Source organism: Pseudoxanthomonas sacheonensis (assembly GCF_010093305.1).
Classification (GTDB): domain Bacteria; phylum Pseudomonadota; class Gammaproteobacteria; order Xanthomonadales; family Xanthomonadaceae; genus Pseudoxanthomonas_A; species Pseudoxanthomonas_A sacheonensis.
Genome location: NZ_PDWS01000004.1, coordinates 177645 through 195445 on the forward strand (window position 1 = coordinate 177645; position 17801 = coordinate 195445).

Consider the following 17801-nt stretch of genomic DNA (forward strand, 5'->3'; position numbering starts at 1 on the left):
TCCCCTGCTTCGCAAGGGAGGGGCTTGTTACTGACGCATCGCGTCACTCCGTCTCTTTGCCAGGCATGACCTGTCGCCGATAACCGGCCAGGGAAGCAAGATGCACGGCCAAAACGCGCTGTTCAGGGTTGGCCCGATGTTTGCGTAACTGTGAACAGAAGCTCGTTTTCTTCTGTTTCCAGGATTTGCGGTGAACGACAACCTTGTACCTATCCCCGCGCTGACCGGCGGCTACGATCTGGCGGGCCGTGAGCCGCCGCGCGTGCCCAGGCCGTCGCGGGGCGAACCCTTGCGGGTACGGCGCATCCAGCCGGGAGAGCCGCTGGGGGATGTGCAGAGGCTGCGCCGCGAGGTGTATTTCCAAGAGCAGGGGAGCAACGACAAGCAGCACAGCCGGCGCGTCTCGGACGGATTGGACGCCAGCGGCACCATCGTGGTCGTCGAGGAAGGCCGGAAAGCCGTTGCCACCTTGCGTCTGCACGACTTCGGCTCGCCCGCGGTGCAGGTCGAATACGGCAGCCTGTTCCAGATCGACCGATTCGCGCGCAGCTGGCCGCTGGAACGGGTGGCGGTATGCACGCGTTTCGCGGTGCAGGCCGAGCGGCGCGCCAAGGACGTGGTCGATGCGCTGGTGGAGGAAACCTACCGTCACGCCCACGAACACGGCATCCAGTTCGGCCTCATCGCCTGCGAGCCCTTCCTGTACAGCGTGTTCGAGCACTACGGTTTCCGCGAATACTTGCCGCCGGCCGTATTGCCCTCCGGCCTGGCCCTGTTGCGGATGGGACTGGTGGTCGACGATGCGACGATACTGCGCGAGTGCGAGTCGCCTTTGCTGCCGCTGGTACGCAATCCGGTCGCAGGCAGCTCCGCGCATGGATGGCTGATGCGCACCTTCCCGGAAAAGAGTTCCGCGATTTAGGAAGCGGACGTGACGCTTTGGCTCTGACCCCCCCTGCACTGCGCGCAAGCGGGAGAAAGAGCCAGGTCGCGCTCAATCCTGCACCGCGACCTCGGCTTCTGGTTTGGCCGCTTCAGGACTCACCCGCTCGATGGTGTGGCGCAGCTCGCGGCCGAGAATGACCTTGGCGTCCTTGGCCCAGGCGTCCAGGCGTTCGTCGAACACCAGCTTGCTGTTCTCGTCGGGCCATACCAGCTTCAGTTCGCGCAGTTTCTGGATGAAGCCGCGGAACAGGGCCTTGTCGAAGAACTCCGGCGCCGCCGGGGCGTACAGCAGGCTCAGGCGCTGCGCGGATTGCTGGCACAGGCTTTCCAGTTCCGCCGCGCCCAGCACGCCGGGCCCGTTCTTCACCAGCACGCTGATGGCGATGTAATAGCGCTCGAACGCCTGCTGCAGCGAGTGGCCGATGGCGCGCAGGCGGAACACTTCGTCGGTCTGGCCGGCGTTGCGCTGCAGGATGCCTCCGTCGTCTTCGTTCACCAGTTGCAGCAGGCCTTCGCGCACGAATACGTCGATGGTGCTGTCCAGGCGCTCGGCGAATTCGTCCTCGCTCCAGGGCAGGAACAATTCCGCCTGCAGGAACGGGTACAGCGAGCGGCCCAGCTTGATCACCCGCTGCCGCACCATGCGCCGGTTGGTCTGGAAACAGCAGGCGATCCACGCGGCGGCGGTGAACAGGTGCAGCACGTTGTTGCGGTAGTAGCTCATCAGCACCGCGGTGTCTTCGCTGACCACGTCCAGCACGTCGCCCAGCGGGTGCTTGATGCGTTGCAGGACGTTGATGTCCAGGCCGTGGGCGATGATGCGTTCGGGCGTGTGCGGGGTGACGGTGACGCGGTCCGAATACGGCATCTCGGCCAGCAGCGTCTTGCACAGTTCGATCTGCGCGATGAGGTCGGCTTCGCCCATCGCGTGCTTGGGGGTGGACAGCAGGGCCAGCGCCAGCAGGTTGATCGGGTTGACGTCGGCGGCGGCGTTGATGCGCACGTTGATCTGATCGGCCAGCGCGTCGATGGTGTCCGACAGCCATGCGGGCTTGTCTTCCTCGCCGAGCGCTTCGCCGTTCCACTCGGGCGCATGCTTGGCCAGCACTTCGCTGAGCGGGATGGCTTCGCCGAAATTCACCACCACCTGGCCGTAGTTCTGCCGCAGTACCTTGGGGATGCCCCACAGCAGGGCCCAGATCGATTCCTTCTCTTTCGGCCTGCCGCTGAGTTCGTCCAGGTAGCTGTTGCCTTCCAGCAGCTTCTCGTAGCCGATGTACACCGGCTGGAACAGCACCGGCTTCTTCGGTTGGCGCAGGAACGCCCGCACCGTCATCGAGATCATGCCGCCCTTGGGCTGCAGCAGCCGCCCGGTGCGCGAGCGTCCGCCTTCGATGAAGTATTCCAGCGAATAGCCGCCGGACACCAGCTGCGCCACGTACTCGGTGAACACCGCCGAATAAAGCGGATTGCCGCGGAAACTGCGGCGCATGAAGAACGCGCCGCCCTTGCGCAGAATGGTGCCGATCACCGGCAGGTTGAGATTGATGCCGGCGGCGATGTGCGGCGGCACGATGCCGCGTTCGTACAGCAGGTACGACAGCAGCAGGTAATCCATGTGGCTGCGGTGGCAGGGCACGTAGACCACTTCATGGCCGGGGGCGGCCGCCTTGAATTTGTCCAGATGGTGGACCAGTACGCCGTCGTAGATGCGGTTCCAGACATGGGTCAGCAGGAAGCTGGCCGAACGCACCACGGGGTTGGAATAGTCGGCGGCTACTTCCCAGGCATAGGCATGGGCTTTCTTCCACGCATCCTCGGGCTTGATGTTGTCGCGCTTGGCCTGGGTGGCGATGGCTTCGCGCACCGGTTCGGCGGCCAGCACCTGGTCCACCAGCAGGCGGCGGGTGGACAGGTCCGGGCCGATCACCGCTTCGCGGATGCGGTGGAAGTGGGTGCGCAGCACGCGAGAGAGTTTGCGCACGGTGCGTTCGGGCGGCAGATCCTCGGCGATGCTTTCGCGGATCGAAACCGGCGCGGCGAAACGCACGATGGTGTCGCGGCCGTTCAACAGGATCGCCAGCAGGCGGCGGAAGCGGCCGACGATGGCCCAGTTTTCCGAGAACAGCACCGAGAACCAGCCGCTGGCCTTGTCCGGCGAGCGGCCGACGAAGATCGACACCGGCACCAGCTGCACGTCAAGTTCCGGGTTGGCGCGGTGCGCCTGCAGCAGGCGGGCGAGCGAGCCGGAGTGGGTCTTGGTGCTGCCCGGTTCAGGAATCAGGGCACCGGCGTTGCGCCGCGAAAGGGCCACATAGGCCCGCTTGCGGCCCAGCGGATCGCCGGGCAGCGGGGACAGCGGCGAGGGCATGCCGGCATCGCGGCAGGCGCGGTCCAGGATCAGGGCGTTGGACAGGCCGTAGTCCTCCAGCACGTAGCAGATCGGGCGGGCGTCCACGTACTGGCGCGGGTCTTCGGGCTCGATGCTGGGGGTCAGCCAGGGATCGGCCAGCTTGCTCATCAGGTTGGCCCAGAGCGGGCGTTTGGCCGGGCGCGCGGTAGGGCGCGGGCCCGCAGAGAAGGGCTCCAGCGGCGGTTTGGGCTCTGGCGCAGCAGGGTCGGACGGTGGAGGCGGCGCGTCCGGGAACGGCAGGGAGTTCTGTTCAGGCATCGGCGACATTATGGCCTAGCGACCCGACAACGCCATCGCGTCCGCACAGGAGGAGTAGTGACAGGTGGGAGCGGCGTCCCGCCGCGAGCTTTTAGTGGATCCGCGCGAAGAGCTCGCGGCGGGACGCCGCTCCCACGGGTCAGGATGCTGGAGGCGGTGCCTGGGTGTCGGGACCGATCTGCGATTCGGGGGCTTCTTCTTCCGCCGGTATGGCCAGCGCCTGCTCCGCATGGCGCAGGTAGTCGGTCAGGTACCAGCGGCCCGCGCGGCGCTGCAGGCTGACCACGGTGTCGATTTCGCGGTCGCCCAGCGGATAGTGGACGCGCACGCGCGCCTGGTCGCCTTTCTGTTCCACCAGAACGGTACGCAGTTCCGAAAAGCTCCGGTCCAGCGACAGCCCGTAGCTGGCCAGCAGTGTTTTGGCCTGGGCGAAAAACGGCGACAAGCGCCGCAGGCTACCGGTCATGCCGGCTTCGCGGAAACTCTTTTCGTCGGTCAGGCCGGTCTTGCGCGCCGCGGCGACCAAAGGAGGAATCGCCGCCATGCCGCGCCGCGGATCGGACAACGGCGCGCGCTGGGCCCATTCGCTCAGGGCGGCGATCAACTGTGCGTAGTGCGCGCGTTCCTCGTCGGTGTACACGCCCTCGCGCTTGACGTATTGCACGCCGAACAGCCCCAGCGAACGCGCCGCATCCTTCAGGTCCTTGTCCTGGTTGGCGAAGTTGCGCTTGAAACCCTGTTGCAGCGTGCGCTCCGAATCCGGCGCCGCCAGCGCGGACAGCAGGGCTTCCAGCTGGTCGTCCAGCGGCAGCTCGGTCAGCGGCCAGCGGCTGCGCCCTTCGCGCCAGGCGATTTCCAGCTGCGCGTATTCGGCGGGCGGCACGGCGGCCTGGGCGAAACCGACCAGGTCGTTGTCGCGCAGGCGATGGATCAGCTGCTGCACGGCGGCGGCCGGCCCGCTGGCCGATTCCGCCGGTTCAGCCGGCTGTTGCTTGCACGCAGCCAGCGCCAGCAAGCTGCATAAAGGCAAGGCGAGCAAGATCCATCGGCATATGGGCAGGCGCGAAAGCATGGAGTTGGATTCCCCGATCCTCCCTCATCTTGCTTCGCTCCCCCTGCCGCCAGCAAGCACGGGTTTCACGTTGCTGGACATGCCTTCGCGCGCGCCATCGCATGCCTGCCCCGGCAGGCCATAAAAAAGAGGCCGTGCTTTCTTGCGAAAGCAGAGGGCCTCTGAAGCCGGCCGAAGCCGGTAGACAGTGTTGTGGCGCATTTCCGGCCGAAGCCGGACGCCGCCATGGTAAATGCCGTCAATAGTTAATGCAACGCTTCAATTAAAAGCATGTAACTAGTTGATTTTTATGAATTGCAAGGAAGCAATCTCGCCCTGGATGGCTTCGGCGGCGGCATATGGGTCGGCTGCGTGGCTGATGGGGCGCCCGACCACAATGGCGTCGGCACCGCGCTCGAAAGCTTCCGCCACGCCGACCGTGCGTTTCTGGTCGTCACCGGCCGGGCCGCCGGGGCGGATACCGGGGCAGACGATGGAGAAGCCGGGGCCGCAGGCGGCGCGGATCACGCCGGCTTCCTGCCCCGAAGCAATGACCCCATCGACCCCGGAGGCCTGCGCGGAAAGAGCGCGTTGAACGACGATATCAGCCGGTTCGCCGGAAATTCCCATTTGTTGCAGATCGTTCTTGTCCATGGAGGTCAGCACGGTGACGGCCAGCAGACGCAAATCGCCGCTGCGGGCATCGGCCGCCGCCTGCATCATCCCGGCGTGCCAGCCGTGGATGGTGGCGAAGGTGACCGGCCAGCGCGACAGGCCGCGGATCACTCCGGCGACGGTGGCCGGGATATCGAAGAACTTCAGGTCGACGAAGATCTTCTTGTCCCGGCGCGCCAGCTCGTCCAGCACGGTGAAGTAGTCGCCGGAGGCCAGCAGCTCCATGCCGATCTTGTAGAAGCCGACCGAATCCCCCAGCCGGTCCACCCAGGCCAGCGCCTGTCCGCGGTCGGGCGCATCCAGCGCGAAGATCAAGCGTTCGTGTTGGCCAAGCTGCAGTTCGCCGCGCCCGCTCACGGCGCGTAGTCCAGTGCGTCGCGCTTGGCCTGGCGTCGCGCTTGCGTCGGCTGCGCCCATTCGTTGTTGAACAGGGCCGGCTCCCAGGAGCCGTAAGTGGGATTGGGCAGCATCCACCAGCGCTCGCCGAACCAGTCGTGGTACTCGGCATACAGCGCATCGCGGTCGCTGCGCGTGTTGGACACCACCTGCACGAAGTCGCCGATCTGGTCGCCGAATTGCATCAGCACCCGGTATTTCTGCCCGGCCAGCTTGCGGCGGCAGTTCTTCTCGCTGCCGTTCTGTTCGCAATCCTTGACGAAGGTGCCCAGGCCCAGGAACACGCTGTCGTCGGCCACCGGCAGGCCCACGGCCTTGAGGTTGGCCAGGGTGGCTTCCTTCAGATGCTCGGCGCGGTTGGAGATGTACAGGACGGTCACGCCCTTGGCATTGGCGGCCTTGGCGAAATCGACCACGCCCGGCACCGGCTTGGCCTTCTTTTCCGCCACCCACTGGGCCCAGGTGACCTCATCGTAGTCCGCACCGTCGCGGATCAACCGCGCCTGGTAGGGCGAGTTGTCCAGCACGGTCTCGTCCACATCCATCACTACCGCCGGCTTCAGACCGGTGGCGGCGTTGCCGCGCTCTTCCGGCACCAGCGCATCCCAGTTCTTTTCCTTCAATGCCTTGTCCAGGTGGTCGGCGGCGGCGCGGTAGGTCTGTTCGCTGAGCGCCTTGTACTCCACCGAGGTCTGCATCCAGGCCACGGCGTTGAGGTTGTCATGGGCGGGGTTGGAGACAGGGGGCGCCGTCGCGGGGCTGGACGATCCGGCCGCTGCCGGTGCAGCCGGCGCTGCGGCGGCTGGCGTCTCCACGCGCTTGCAGGCGGACAGGGTCAGGGCGGTACAGACGGCAAGGGCGAGCAGGCGCATGGAGTGCATTCGATCGGGTGGCAGTCCGTGAAGTTTACCGGTTGCCGATGACAGCCTGTTGTGGCTGCAGTCTGCGGCTGTCGTGGCAGCGGCCTCTGGCCGCGAGCTCCGGCTTCGAACTCCCAGCCTCTGGCGCAAAAAACAAGAGCTCGCGGCCGGAGGCCGCTCCCACGTGTACTCCGCTATCCTTGCGCGCTGTTCGAGGATGCATGCATATGGTTATGACCGATGAAACTTCCGCCGTGGTGCTGACCACCTCCGAAGCGCGCGTACTGGGTTGCCTGATAGAAAAGGAAGCCACCACGCCCGACGCCTATCCGCTGACCGTCAACGCGACGCAAGTGGCGGCGAACCAGAAAACAGCGCGCGATCCGGTGATGGCGCTGAATACGGGCGATGTGAACCACGCGCTGCGCCAGTTGGAGCAGAAAGGACTGGCCAAACAGGTGTTCTCCTCGCGCGCCGAGCGCTACGAGCACCGCGCCGACAAAGCGCTGGACCTGTCCAGGCAGCAACTCACCCTGATCGGCCTGCTGTTGCTGCGCGGCCCGCAGACCGTGCACGAATTGCTGGCGCGCAGCGAACGGTTGGCCTCGTTCAACGATGCCGACGATGTGCGTCACCACCTGGATCGGCTGATCCAGCGCCAGCCGGCGCTGGTCCAGCAGATACCGCGCGGTCCTGGACAGCGCGAAGACCGCTACGTGCACTTGCTCAGCGGGCCGGTGGATGTGGCTGCGGTGACGGCGCGGATCGCTTCCAGTGCAAGCGCAGCCGATTCGTCCCCCGCCAACAACGCATTGGAAGCGCGCGTACAGGCGTTGGAGAGCGAAGTGGCCGAATTGCGCGCAGCGATTGCAGCGCTGGAACAGCGCTGAGTTTTCAGGCCGGACGCTTGCTGCTGCGGAGCAGTAACAAGCTGCCCAGCAGCGTTCCCAGCAGCGAGACCGCCAGGCCGACGCCTGCAGCGATCAAAAGCTCCAGCCACCACAAATCATGCCTGCCCGGCGCCAGGATCGCTTCCAGCAGAATGCGCAGCGCTACAGCCCAAGGCACCGACACCGCTACCCACAGCCATACCTTCCAGAACCGCGCCACGCCGAATGCGCGCGCCATCATCGCCACCACGCCGACCGCGACCAACCCGGGACCGTACAGCGATTCGGGCAGCGACAGTTGCGGGTAATCGACCTGCCAGTAGCGGAAGCCGACGCCGATCAGAGCGATGAGAAAGGCGATGAACAACCAGGCGGGACTGGACCGGGTCATGGCGGTTTGGCGGATTGAGAAAACGGGCCGCCAGCCTAACGCAGGATTCCCCGTGGCGCCTTGCCATCGCGCCTCCCTTGCTCGATGCCACCGTAGGGCGGGCACTGCCCGCCGCCTCTTTGCCGACTGAACTCAAGCAGGCGGGCACTGCCCGCCCTACCTCATGCGGATTTGTGCCGAGGATCAGTCGAACAACGCCTGGATCGCCGCCAGCCCCGCGCTGGCGCGTTCCTTCTTGCTCGCCGCGTCGGCCTCCGGATCGGCGCCGTCGCGTTGCAGCTCCGACTGCGGCAATTCGTCCAGGAAACGACTGGGTTTCAAACGCACTTTTTCGCGGAACCTGCGCGTCTCGCGGCTGTGGCTGAGGTACAGGCCTTGCTTGGCGCGGGTGATGCCCACGTACATCAGCCGGCGCTCCTCGGCCAGATTGCCTTCGTCCAGACTCATTTCGTGCGGTAGGGTGCCGTCCTCGCAGCCGACGATGAACACGTAGCGGAACTCCAGGCCCTTGGCCGCGTGCAGGCTCATCAGCCGCACCTGGTTGCCGCCGTCGTCTTTGTCGTTGCGCGAAAGCAGGGCGAGCTGCGCAGCCAGGTCGCCGGCACTGCCGCGGCCCTCGCTTCTATGGGTATGTTCGAACCAGTCCGCCAGTTCGTCCAGGTTGGCGCGGCGGCGTGCGAAGGAGGCATCGTCCTTGCATTGCGCACGGATCTCGGCCAGCAACCCGGAGCGTTCGCTCAGGCGCCGCACCAGCTCCGCCGCGGGCAGTTGCGCCGAATGGGCGCGCAGGTCGCGCAGGATGTCGTTGAACGCGCTCAGCCCGTTGGCCGCGCGTGGCGGCAGGGCCTTCAGCGCGCCCATTGATTCGGCCGCGCGCGACATCGGCAGGTGCGCGTGCTGGGCCATCTCGGCCAGCTTGGCCAGCGAGGTCGCGCCGACTTCGCGCTTGGGCGATTGCACCGCGCGCAGGAAGGCCGCGTCGTCGTCCGGGTTGACCACCAGTCGCAGCCACGACAGCGCATCCTTCACTTCCTGGCGTTCCAGGAACGCCGTGCCGCCAGTCAGATGATAAGGAATGCGCAGCAGTTGCATCGCCTTTTCCAGCGGACGCGACTGGTGATTGCCGCGGAACAGGATGCAGAAGTCGCTCCACGGCGCATCGCGCGCGGTGTGCAGGTAAGAGATCTCGGCGGCGACTTTCTCCGCCTCGTGCTCGTTGTCGCGGCACTCCCACACGCGAATGCGGTCGCCGTCCGGCTGGTCGCTCCACAGCTTCTTCGGATGCTCGTGCGGGTTGTTGGCGATCAAAGTATTGGCCGCGCGCAGCACCCGGTTGCTGCAGCGGTAGTTCTGTTCCAGCTTGATCACCTGCAGCGCGGGATAGTCGCGCGCCATCTGCATCAGGTTGTCCGGATTGGCGCCGCGCCAGGCGTAGATGCTCTGGTCGTCGTCGCCCACGCAGGTGAAGTCGCCGCGCGGACCGGCCAGCACTTTCAGCAGACGGTATTGCGCGTCGTTGGTGTCCTGGCATTCGTCCACCAGCAGGTAGCCGATGCGTTCGCGCCAGGCGGCGGCGATCTCGGCATCGTTCTCCAGCACCTGCACGGGCAGGCGGATCAGGTCGTCGAAATCCACCGCGTTGAAAGTGGAAAGCCGCGCCTGGTAGCGCGCATAGAGCTTGGCCGCTTCCTGTTCGCGTGCGGTCTTCGATGCCGCCAGCGCCTGCTCGGGGGAGAGCCCGGCGTTCTTCGCGCGCGAAATCAGGTTCTTGGCCGCTTCCACCGCGTCGTTCTTGGCGCCGGGCATCAGATCCTTGATCTGCGCATTGCTGTCGTCGGCGTCGAAGATGGAGAACCCGCGCTTCAGTCCCACGGCGGCGTGCTCGATCTGCAGGAAGCGCAAACCCAGCGCGTGGAAAGTGCAGATCGTCAGCCCCTCGGCCGCATCGCCCTTCAGCCGCTTGCCCAGGCGCTCGCGCATTTCCTTGGCGGACTTGTTGGTGAAGGTGATCGCGGCGATGCGCTTGGCCGGCATGCGTCCGGAGGCGACCAGGTGGGCGATCTTCTCGATGATGACGCGGGTCTTGCCGCTGCCGGCGCCGGCCAGCACCAGCAGGGGGCCTTCGCAGTGCCTGACGGCGTCGCGTTGTGGTTGATTAAGGGAGTTCATGCGGAATGCCACTGTCTATGCCATCAGTTTACAGACAACCGCAGCAGGGCTGGCTAGCATGACGCATGTTCTCGGATCGCCAGCGGCGCAATATCCGACCAGCATGGACACTGCGACAAGATTGGGGTATCCCGCGACGGACTTCTCCCTAGGTCCGTATTCAGTAACGATGCCGCGCTGGGCCAGTGCGACGACGTCCATTTTGAACACCGTATGAAAGGAATCGTTATGAAGTTCTCGGCATTTGTACTGTTGGTTTCGCTGTCGCCTGCGCTTGCCGCGGCGCCGCCGGCCGATCTCCCGCACAAAGCCGAATGGCAAGCGCCGGTGGAACGCCCCAAGCAGGGCGACTTCGTTGGCGAGCCCGGCATTTCGCCGGAGCTTATGACCGAGGGCTTTCTATCCGCGCATCCCGATTTGCGATGGCGGCGCGAGGGTCTGCATGCCTACGCCAACAAGCGCTACGATCAGGCGATGCAGCACTTCCTCCGGGCTGCACGCTATGCCGACAAGCCGGCCCAGGCGATGATCGCGGAGATGTACTGGAAGGGCATTGGCGTACCTCGGGATCGCGCGCTTGGTTACGCATGGATGGATCTGGCTGCCGAGCGCTTCTATTCCAATTTTGTGATCAAGCGCGAGCAGTACTGGGGCGCTATCAGCGAAACGGAACAACGCGATGCGATTGAGCGTGGCCAACCCCTGTTGGCCGAGTACGGCGACGATGTGGCCAAGCCGCGCATGGCCAAAATATTGCGCAAGGAGCGTGCGGTCACCGGCAGCCGTGTCGGCTTCGTCGGCAATCTAGAGATCATTCCCTTCACCGGTCCCAACGCGGGCAGCGGCATGACGATCCGCGCGGATGAATACTATGCGCCGAAATACTGGCGGGCTGACAAATATTTCGAATGGCAGGATCAGGTATGGGACGCGCCCGCAGCACGGAAGGGGCGGGTGAATGTCGGCGATATAGAACAAGCCGACAAGCCGGCCAAACAGGAATAACCGAGGCCTTAGCACTATTCCAGGAAGTCGACGCCATGAAGCGTAGGCGAAAAAATCTGCGGTGTACGGCCTTGGCGCTCATGGCATGGGGCGCGGCCGTACCTGCGTCATGGGCAGGCGATGCCGCTCGCCCCTTGAGCTACAAAGAGCAGGTCGTTCTGAATAGCCAGACTTTTCTTGATGCGCACCCGGACATGAAGTATCGCAAAGCAGGGTGGGAAGCATACAAGAAGCAAGATTTTGCTGGAGCGCGCAGTGAGTTCACCAAAGCGGCGTACTATGGCGACAAGGTATCGCAGGCAATGCTCGGGGAGATGTCGTGGAAGGGCCAGGGCGGGTCGGTTGATCGTGTGTTGGCCTATGTATGGGCCGATCTGGCGGCCGAGCGCGGTTATCCGCAATTCTTGGCGGTACGGGAACGTTATTGGCGTGAAATGGAGGGTAGCGAGCGCGCTCGCGTGCCGAGCCGTGGTTCGGCGCTGCTGCTTGAATATGGCGATGACGCGGCCACTGATCGATTGAGCCGCCATCTGCGGCAACATGTCCAGCGCATCAAATTTTCATCCATGACCGCCGGCCCGCCAAGGCAAGTGAGCGTCGTCGATTACCACGGAGGGATGGTCAGAATCGACGGGAGAAAATTCTATTCGCCTATGTTCTGGGACCCGGTGGAATATCAGGCCTGGCAGGACGCGCAGTGGAAGAATCCGCCCCAAGGCGAGGTGGATGTCGGCGATGTGGAGCCCGTTCGGCAGGTCGAACAGTAGGGTTCTTATCCATGCGGACGTAGAATCGCGCCATGGCCAAGCTCTATTTCTACTATTCGGCGATGAACGCCGGCAAGACCACCACCCTGCTGCAGTCTGCGCACAACTACCGCGAGCGCGGCATGCGGGTGGCGATCCTCACTCCCAGGCTCGACCACCGCGCCGGCAGCGGCGTGGTGGCGTCGCGGATCGGGTTGAGCGCGGAGGGCATGGCATTCGATCGCGATGCGGATCTGGAGCGCATGGTCGCCCTGGACATCGCGGCCAACGGCCAACTCGATTGCGTGCTGGTGGACGAAGCCCAGTTCCTGACCCGCAGCCAGGTCTGGCAATTGAGCGAAGTGGTGGACCAGCTGCGCATCCCGGTGCTGTGCTACGGACTGCGTACGGATTTCCGCGGCGAGCTGTTCGAAGGCAGCCAGTACCTGCTGGCGTGGGCCGATGAGCTGACCGAAATAAAAACCATCTGCCACACCGGCAAGAAGGCCACCATGACCGTGCGCGTGGATGCCCAGGGCCATGCCTTGCAGGAAGGGCCGCAGGTCGAAATAGGCGGCAACGAACGCTACGTATCGGTCAGCCGCGCCGAATACAAGCGCATCGCGCGCGGCGAGGGCAGCATCGACCCGCTGCAGACGCCGTTGCCGTTCGCGAAGGAATAGTTCTTCCCTTCATCGGCAAGCGGCGCGGATCGCCACCGCTTCGCGGGTGATCACTCCGCCGTCGGGGCGGGCGGCGCGCAGTTCGGCGATCAGCGCGTCCAGGTCGCGTCTGGCGCGTTCGCGCTGGCCGTCGCGGCACCGGACTTCGGCGGCGTAGGCGCGTGCGCTCCAGTGCAGTTTGAGGGTCTCGCTGTCCTTGCCCGGATGCGCGGCCAGCGCTTCCAGCGTCTTCAGCGCAGCGACGCTCCGGCCTATGCGCGCCTGCTGCCGGGCCATCGACAACTGCGCGGACAGCGTGCGCGGGTGTTCGGGGCCCAGGCCCACCCGAGTGAGCTTGACCGCCCGATCGAAGTAGGCGGTGGCCTGGTCCAGCTTGCCCTGGCTGGCGAGCACTTCACCGATCATGCGGTCGGCTTCGCCGACGGAGGAGTCGCTGGCGCCGTACTGCGCGGCACGCAGCTCGCGCGATTCCTGCAACGCCTTGAGCGCCTCCTCCTCGCGTCCGGCGCTGTGCAGGATCATTCCATAGTTGAACAGGCCGCCATGCAGGTTCTGCGAACCGGCCGCTCCTCGCCAGATGCGCACCGCTTCGGCGACGTCGGCGATCGCCTCGTCCATGCGTCCCAGTTCGAAGGCGATCACGCCCCGCGTATTCAACGCCATTCCGGTTTCCCGATGGTTGGGCCCCAGCGCGTTCAAGGTCAGCCGGTACAGCGGTTCGATCTGCTGTTCGGCTTCGGCGTAGTGCTCCTGGTCGACCTGGATGGCCACCAGCAAACGCCGGATGGTCAGGGTGACCGGATGCTGCGGGCCATGGACTTCCTCGGCGATGGACAGGGCCTGGCGGAAGGTGGCGCGCGCGCGGTCGGTGTCGCCCCGCGCGCGGAACAGGCGTCCGCGGCTGACTTCGATCTCGACGGTCAGCGCGCTGCGCGTGCCGACATGCTTGCGCAGATGCTTCAACGCCGCGTCGTAGCCGGCCAGCGCGTCGTCGATGCGTCCCAGATCGTTGTCGATCAGGGCGAGGTCGTACAGATTCTCCGCCACGCCGGTCTCGTCTTTCAGTTCCCGGCGCAACACCAGCGAACGTTCGTAGAGATGCTGGGCGGTCTGGCGTTCGCCCATCAGGCGCCGGCAGCGGCCGTACTGGGAAAGGAAGTCCGCCTGCTGCGCCGGTTGCGCGCGGATGCCCGGAACCAGCGATTCGAACGGCGCCATGACCTGCAGGCATTCCTTGGTGCGGTCGAGCAGGCGCAAGGTACGGCCATGCTGGGTCACCGCTTCCAGGCGCAGCCCCGCCGACGCCGAATCGGTCCGCTCCAACAAAGCGTCCTGGCGCTCGATCAGTGCCAATGCCTCCTGGTAGTCGCCCAGGCCGATGCGCAGGCGCGCGATGACGCCCAGCAGCTCCGCGCGCGCCAGCGGCTGGTCGGCCAGTTCGCGTTCGCCGCGGCGCTCGCCGGCTACCAGCAGCTTGCGCGCGTCGAAGATGTTGCCCTGCTGGGCCACGCCGGCGTTGTCGAACAGCCCGATCACGAAATCCTGCATGGCCTGCGCACGCGCGGTCTCGCGCATGGCCTGCCGGCTTTGCCAGACGCTGGCCGCCAGCGCCATCAGCAGCACCGAAGCGATCAGGGCGCCGACGGCCAGGCCCCAGCGATGGCGCGAAACGTATTTGTTCACCCGATAGCTCAGGCTTTGCGGCCTTGCCAAAACCGGTCTGCCCTGCAGATGCCTTTGCAGATCCTGCGAAAGCGCTTCGACCGAGGCGTAGCGATGCTCGGGCAATTTGGCCAGGGCCTTGAGCGCGATGTTGTCCAGGTCGCCGCTGAGCCGCCGTGCCTGGCGCCTGGCGCCGGCTTGGACAGGGCCGCCATCGGTGGAGCGTTGCGCGGCCAGCGACGGCTTCAGCGGTTCCACCGCGAGAATGGCCTGCTCCCATTCGGCGTCGGTCTGCCGGCGCAGGCGGTAGGGCTTGGTGTTGGCCAGCAGCTCGTACAACACCACGCCCAGCGAATACACGTCGGTCATGGTGGTGACCAGTTCGCCGCGCACTTGCTCCGGCGCCGCGTAGTGCAGGGTGAACGAGCGCACCTCGGTACGCGGATGCACGGGAACCGGCTCGTTGTCGTCCAGCAGTTTGGCGATGCCGAAATCCAACAGGCGCACTTCGCCGGTAGGCGTGACCAGGATGTTGGACGGCTTGAGGTCGCGATGGACGATGAGGTTGGCATGCGCGTGGCTGACCGCTTCGCAAACCTGCAGGAACAGCTTCAGCCGCGTGTCCACCGACAGGCCGTGCGCTTGGCAGTAGTCGGTGATGGGAATGCCCTGCACGTATTCCAGGGCCAGGTAGGGCTGCCCCTCGCTGCCGATGCCCGCGTCCAGCAAGCGTGCGATGTTGGGATGCGCCAGACGCGCCAGGATTTCGCGCTCGCGGCTGAAGCGCAGGCGCAGGTTGGGGTCGGCCAGGCCGGGGCGCAACAGTTTCAGCGCGACCTTGCGCTCGTACAGGCCGTCGGCGCGCGAGGCCAGCCAGACCATGCCCATGCCGCCTTCGCCCAGTACCGACTCCATCCGGTATGGCCCCACCATCGTCCCGGTCTGCGGCTGGCCCGGCTTGTCGAGCAGCGGCTGGACCATGAAGTCGTCGCTGTCGTCTTCCAGCGCCAGCAGTTTTTCCAGGTCTTCAGCCAGTTCGGGGTCCTGCGCCCTCAGGATGTCCAGCTGCTTCGCGCGCGCCTCGGCGCCGAGCTCGAGCAGAACGTCGAGCAGCGGAGACAGGCGTTGCCAGCGCTCGGCGTCCATGGGCCCTAGACCGAAAAGCCCGGGTCAGTCGTCCTGCATCGCCGCCAGCAGGAACAGCCGCGCCTTCTGCCAGTCGCGGCGGATGCTGCGCTCGGAACGCTGCTGCAACTCGGCGATCTCGAGTTCGGACAAGCCTGCGAAGTAGCGCATCTCCACCACCTGGGCCAGGCGCTCGTCGGCGGCCGAAAGCTTGTCCAGGGCATCGTTGAGCGCCAGCATGTCTTCATCCAGGCGCAGCGGGCCTTCGACGTCCTCGGGAATCTCGGCCACGCGCTTGAGGTCGCCGCCGCGCTTGCGCGCCAGCCGGTTGCGCGCGTAATCCACCACCACGCTGCGCATCGACGAAGCCGCATAGGCGAAGAAGTGCGCGCGGTCGTCGAACTTGGCGTTGCTGCTGCTGCCGATCAGCTTGAGGTAGGACTCGTGCACCAGCGCGGTCGCATCCAGCGTGTAGCCGTGCTGGCCGGACAGCTGGCGCCGCGCCATGGTGTGGAGTTCCTGGTAGAGCGTGGACAGCACGTGGTCCAGCGCGGCCCGGTCGCCGCTGCGCGCCGAGTCCAGCCATACGGTGATATCTGCTGCGTCCGCCATCGTCCCACCCCAAGAATGCAGGGACGGAATATAGCCCCAAAAGCCCCAAGGAGCATGCGCACTGGTGCTCAGCGCTGGCAGTGGCCGCACCAGACGCTGGCGCGCTGACCGATGTTGGCGAATTTCAACGGGCGTCCGCAGTTGGGGCAAGGTTGCCCGCCGCGTCCGTAGGCGGAGAGTTCCTGTTCGAAATAGCCCGGCGCGCCGTCGGGACTGATGAAGTCGCGCAAAGTGGTGCCGCCGCGGGTGATGGCGTAGGCGAGGACGTCCTTCACCGCCGCGGCAAGGGCCGCGTAGCGCTCGCGCGATACCTTGCCGGCGGCGCGCAGCGGCGAGATGCCCGCACGGAACAGGCTCTCGGCGGCGTAGATATTGCCCACGCCCACCACGATGCCCTGGTCCATCAGGAAGGTCTTCACCGGCGCCTTGCGGTTGCGGCTGCGTCCGAACAGGTAGTCGCCGTCGAATTCGTCCGCCAGCGGTTCGGGCCCCAGCGCGCGCAGGAGTTCGTGTGTCTCGCCCGCCGGCTGCCAGAGCAGGCTGCCGAAACGGCGCGGATCGTTGAAGCGCATCACCCGGCCGGAACTGAGCTGCAGGTCGACATGGTCGTGCGCGGTCACCGGTGTGCTTGCCGGCAATACCCGCAAACTGCCGGTCATGCCCAGATGCAGCAGGGCGCTGCCGGCCTGGGTATCCAGCAGCAGGTACTTGGCGCGGCGGCGCACCGCGTCGATGCGTTGGCCGGGCAGGACGCTTTCGATCTCCCTGGGGATCGGCCAGCGCAGGTCCGGCCGGCGCAGCACCACGCCGCGGACGCGCTTGCCTTCCAGATGCGGGGCCAGGCCGCGGCGGGTGGTTTCTACTTCGGGAAGTTCGGGCATGGGTGGGATTCGGTCTGTCGTGTGCGATAAGGCTTTCGTCGTGTCCTGTCAGACCTTCGCGTCGTCATCCCAGCGGCTCTCAACAGCGAAGCTGGTCAAGCTGGGATCCATTTTGACTTTGACTTTAGTTGTGCAATTCAAACCATGGCGGCGCATAGAGCAAGATCAAGATGACGACAGCGGGTTCTTTGTTTATGCGCTTGTAGCGAAGTAACGCTCGCCCTCGCGTCGCACCGCCAATTCCCCACCAAATACAGTAGACAGATTCTCGGAAGTCAGCGTGCTGGCACGATCCCCATCCGCATAAACCCCGCCATCGCGCAGCAAAATCACCCGGTCTATCTCGGCGACGATCTCCTCGATATGGTGCGTCACCAATACCAGAGTGATGCCTTGCCCGGCCAGTTCCTTCAGCAGCTGCAGGAAATCGCGCTGCGCCACCAGGTCCAGTCCCGCGGTGGGCTCGTCCAGCAACAGCGCCTGCGGCTGGTGCACCAAAGCGCGCGCGATCAGGACGCGGCGCATTTCGCCCGTTGAGATCTCCGCGACCTGCCGCGCGATCAGCGCGCCGGCGCCCACGCGCTGCAACGCCTCGCGCGCGCGTTCGCGCATGGGCTTGCTGACTTCCGCGTCGGGAGGCAGCATGAAACTGGCGAAGAAACCGGTGAGCACAGCCGTTTCCACGTCCAGGTGCGGCATGTCCTGCAGGTCGCGGGTCAGGTCGCCGGTGACCACGCCCAGGCGGGTACGCAGTTCGTTCACCACCCAGCGCTGCTGCCCCATCACTTTGACCGGCGCCTCGCCTTCGCGCGCCAGCGGATACAGCTCGCGGTTGATCAGTTTGATGAAGGTGGATTTGCCGCAGCCGTTGGGGCCCAGCAACGCGGTGTGCTGGCCGGCGACGATGCGCAGGGTCAGCGCGTCCAGCACGGTGGCCTGGCCGCGCACCACGGTGGCACGGTCCAGTTCGATCAACGGAGGCGGCGCCTGCGGCGAAAGACCGGCGGCGGCGAGGGGGGCGGGGAGAGAAATATGCGGG

The 17801-nt window shown here is 65.5% G+C and carries 15 protein-coding genes; 5 read left to right on the plus strand and 10 right to left on the minus strand.

Annotation, left to right across the window (positions count from 1 at the left end):
* Positions 1-190 precede the first annotated feature (190 nt).
* Complete coding sequence (locus tag CSC73_RS05975; protein ID WP_163839496.1) at positions 191-922, plus strand: N-acyl amino acid synthase FeeM domain-containing protein; 732 nt, start codon at positions 191-193, stop codon at positions 920-922.
* A 72-nt stretch (positions 923-994) separates the two neighbouring features.
* On the opposite strand, the gene plsB is transcribed toward CSC73_RS05975, so the two are convergent.
* The 4 genes from plsB to CSC73_RS05995 form a co-directional block, all read right to left on the minus strand.
* Positions 995-3625 (minus strand): glycerol-3-phosphate 1-O-acyltransferase PlsB, encoded by a 2631-nt coding sequence (plsB, locus tag CSC73_RS05980; protein ID WP_163839497.1) that lies wholly within the window; start codon positions 3623-3625, stop codon positions 995-997.
* A 130-nt stretch (positions 3626-3755) separates the two neighbouring features.
* Positions 3756-4688 (minus strand): hypothetical protein, encoded by a 933-nt coding sequence (locus CSC73_RS05985; RefSeq protein WP_163839498.1) that lies wholly within the window; start codon positions 4686-4688, stop codon positions 3756-3758.
* Positions 4689-4964: 276 nt separating this feature from the next.
* On the minus strand, positions 4965-5699 hold the full coding sequence (pyrF, locus tag CSC73_RS05990; protein WP_246197375.1) for an orotidine-5'-phosphate decarboxylase: 735 nt from the start codon (positions 5697-5699) through the stop codon (positions 4965-4967).
* Entirely contained in the window at positions 5696-6610 is a 915-nt protein-coding gene (locus CSC73_RS05995; protein WP_425502276.1) for a 5'-nucleotidase, lipoprotein e(P4) family, read from the minus strand. The genes pyrF and CSC73_RS05995 overlap by 4 nt, the downstream gene beginning before the upstream one ends.
* Before the next feature lie 221 nt (positions 6611-6831).
* Between CSC73_RS05995 and CSC73_RS06000 the strand changes: the two genes are divergently transcribed.
* Positions 6832-7488, plus strand: a complete 657-nt coding sequence (locus tag CSC73_RS06000; RefSeq protein ID WP_163839501.1) for a YceH family protein — start codon at positions 6832-6834, stop codon at positions 7486-7488.
* Between the two features lie 4 nt (positions 7489-7492).
* Here the strand turns inward: CSC73_RS06000 and CSC73_RS06005 are convergent, their stop codons facing one another.
* Positions 7493-7879, minus strand: a complete 387-nt coding sequence (locus CSC73_RS06005) for a hypothetical protein (protein ID WP_163839502.1) — start codon at positions 7877-7879, stop codon at positions 7493-7495.
* Positions 7880-8062: 183 nt separating this feature from the next.
* A complete protein-coding gene (locus CSC73_RS06010; protein ID WP_163839503.1) occupies positions 8063-10048 on the minus strand; it encodes a UvrD-helicase domain-containing protein in 1986 nt (661 codons plus the stop codon).
* A gap of 213 nt (positions 10049-10261) precedes the next feature.
* On the opposite strand from CSC73_RS06010, the gene CSC73_RS06015 reads away from it, so the two are divergent.
* The 3 genes from CSC73_RS06015 to CSC73_RS06025 are packed head-to-tail and all read left to right on the plus strand — an operon-like array spanning position 10262 to position 12482.
* Complete coding sequence (locus CSC73_RS06015) at positions 10262-11053, plus strand: sel1 repeat family protein (protein WP_163839504.1); 792 nt, start codon at positions 10262-10264, stop codon at positions 11051-11053.
* Between the two features lie 35 nt (positions 11054-11088).
* Positions 11089-11820 carry an SEL1-like repeat protein gene (locus CSC73_RS06020; RefSeq protein WP_163839505.1) on the plus strand — a complete coding sequence of 244 codons (732 nt, stop codon included), beginning with the start codon at positions 11089-11091 and terminating at the stop codon, positions 11818-11820.
* A 32-nt stretch (positions 11821-11852) separates the two neighbouring features.
* Positions 11853-12482, plus strand: a complete 630-nt coding sequence (locus tag CSC73_RS06025) for a thymidine kinase (RefSeq protein ID WP_163839506.1) — start codon at positions 11853-11855, stop codon at positions 12480-12482.
* Positions 12483-12491: 9 nt separating this feature from the next.
* Here the strand turns inward: CSC73_RS06025 and CSC73_RS06030 are convergent, their stop codons facing one another.
* The 4 genes from CSC73_RS06030 to CSC73_RS06045 form a co-directional block, all read right to left on the minus strand.
* A complete protein-coding gene (locus CSC73_RS06030; RefSeq protein WP_163839507.1) occupies positions 12492-15290 on the minus strand; it encodes a serine/threonine-protein kinase in 2799 nt (932 codons plus the stop codon).
* A 24-nt stretch (positions 15291-15314) separates the two neighbouring features.
* The gene (locus CSC73_RS06035) at positions 15315-15881 is read right to left on the minus strand and encodes an ECF-type sigma factor (RefSeq protein ID WP_093289033.1); all 567 of its coding nucleotides are present in this window, start codon (positions 15879-15881) and stop codon (positions 15315-15317) included.
* A gap of 68 nt (positions 15882-15949) precedes the next feature.
* The gene (gene mutM, locus CSC73_RS06040; protein ID WP_163839508.1) at positions 15950-16762 is read right to left on the minus strand and encodes a bifunctional DNA-formamidopyrimidine glycosylase/DNA-(apurinic or apyrimidinic site) lyase; all 813 of its coding nucleotides are present in this window, start codon (positions 16760-16762) and stop codon (positions 15950-15952) included.
* A 192-nt stretch (positions 16763-16954) separates the two neighbouring features.
* On the minus strand, positions 16955-17794 hold the full coding sequence (locus CSC73_RS06045; protein WP_163839527.1) for an ABC transporter ATP-binding protein: 840 nt from the start codon (positions 17792-17794) through the stop codon (positions 16955-16957).
* Positions 17795-17801 lie beyond the last annotated feature (7 nt).

What these genes read in the sequence shown, in the direction of transcription:
- plsB (WP_163839497.1), bottom strand. Translation starts at nt 3,625, where the DNA reads ATGTCGCCGATGCCTGAACAGAACTCCCTGCCGTTCCCGGACGCGCCG.
- CSC73_RS05985 (WP_163839498.1), bottom strand. Translation starts at nt 4,688, where the DNA reads ATGCTTTCGCGCCTGCCCATATGCCGATGGATCTTGCTCGCCTTGCCT.
- CSC73_RS05995 (WP_425502276.1), bottom strand. Translation starts at nt 6,610, where the DNA reads ATGCGCCTGCTCGCCCTTGCCGTCTGTACCGCCCTGACCCTGTCCGCC.
- CSC73_RS06000 (WP_163839501.1), top strand. Translation starts at nt 6,832, where the DNA reads ATGACCGATGAAACTTCCGCCGTGGTGCTGACCACCTCCGAAGCGCGC.
- CSC73_RS06005 (WP_163839502.1), bottom strand. Translation starts at nt 7,879, where the DNA reads ATGACCCGGTCCAGTCCCGCCTGGTTGTTCATCGCCTTTCTCATCGCT.
- CSC73_RS06010 (WP_163839503.1), bottom strand. Translation starts at nt 10,048, where the DNA reads ATGAACTCCCTTAATCAACCACAACGCGACGCCGTCAGGCACTGCGAA.
- CSC73_RS06015 (WP_163839504.1), top strand. Translation starts at nt 10,262, where the DNA reads ATGAAAGGAATCGTTATGAAGTTCTCGGCATTTGTACTGTTGGTTTCG.
- CSC73_RS06020 (WP_163839505.1), top strand. Translation starts at nt 11,089, where the DNA reads ATGAAGCGTAGGCGAAAAAATCTGCGGTGTACGGCCTTGGCGCTCATG.
- CSC73_RS06025 (WP_163839506.1), top strand. Translation starts at nt 11,853, where the DNA reads ATGGCCAAGCTCTATTTCTACTATTCGGCGATGAACGCCGGCAAGACC.
- CSC73_RS06030 (WP_163839507.1), bottom strand. Translation starts at nt 15,290, where the DNA reads ATGGACGCCGAGCGCTGGCAACGCCTGTCTCCGCTGCTCGACGTTCTG.
- CSC73_RS06035 (WP_093289033.1), bottom strand. Translation starts at nt 15,881, where the DNA reads ATGGCGGACGCAGCAGATATCACCGTATGGCTGGACTCGGCGCGCAGC.
- mutM (WP_163839508.1), bottom strand. Translation starts at nt 16,762, where the DNA reads ATGCCCGAACTTCCCGAAGTAGAAACCACCCGCCGCGGCCTGGCCCCG.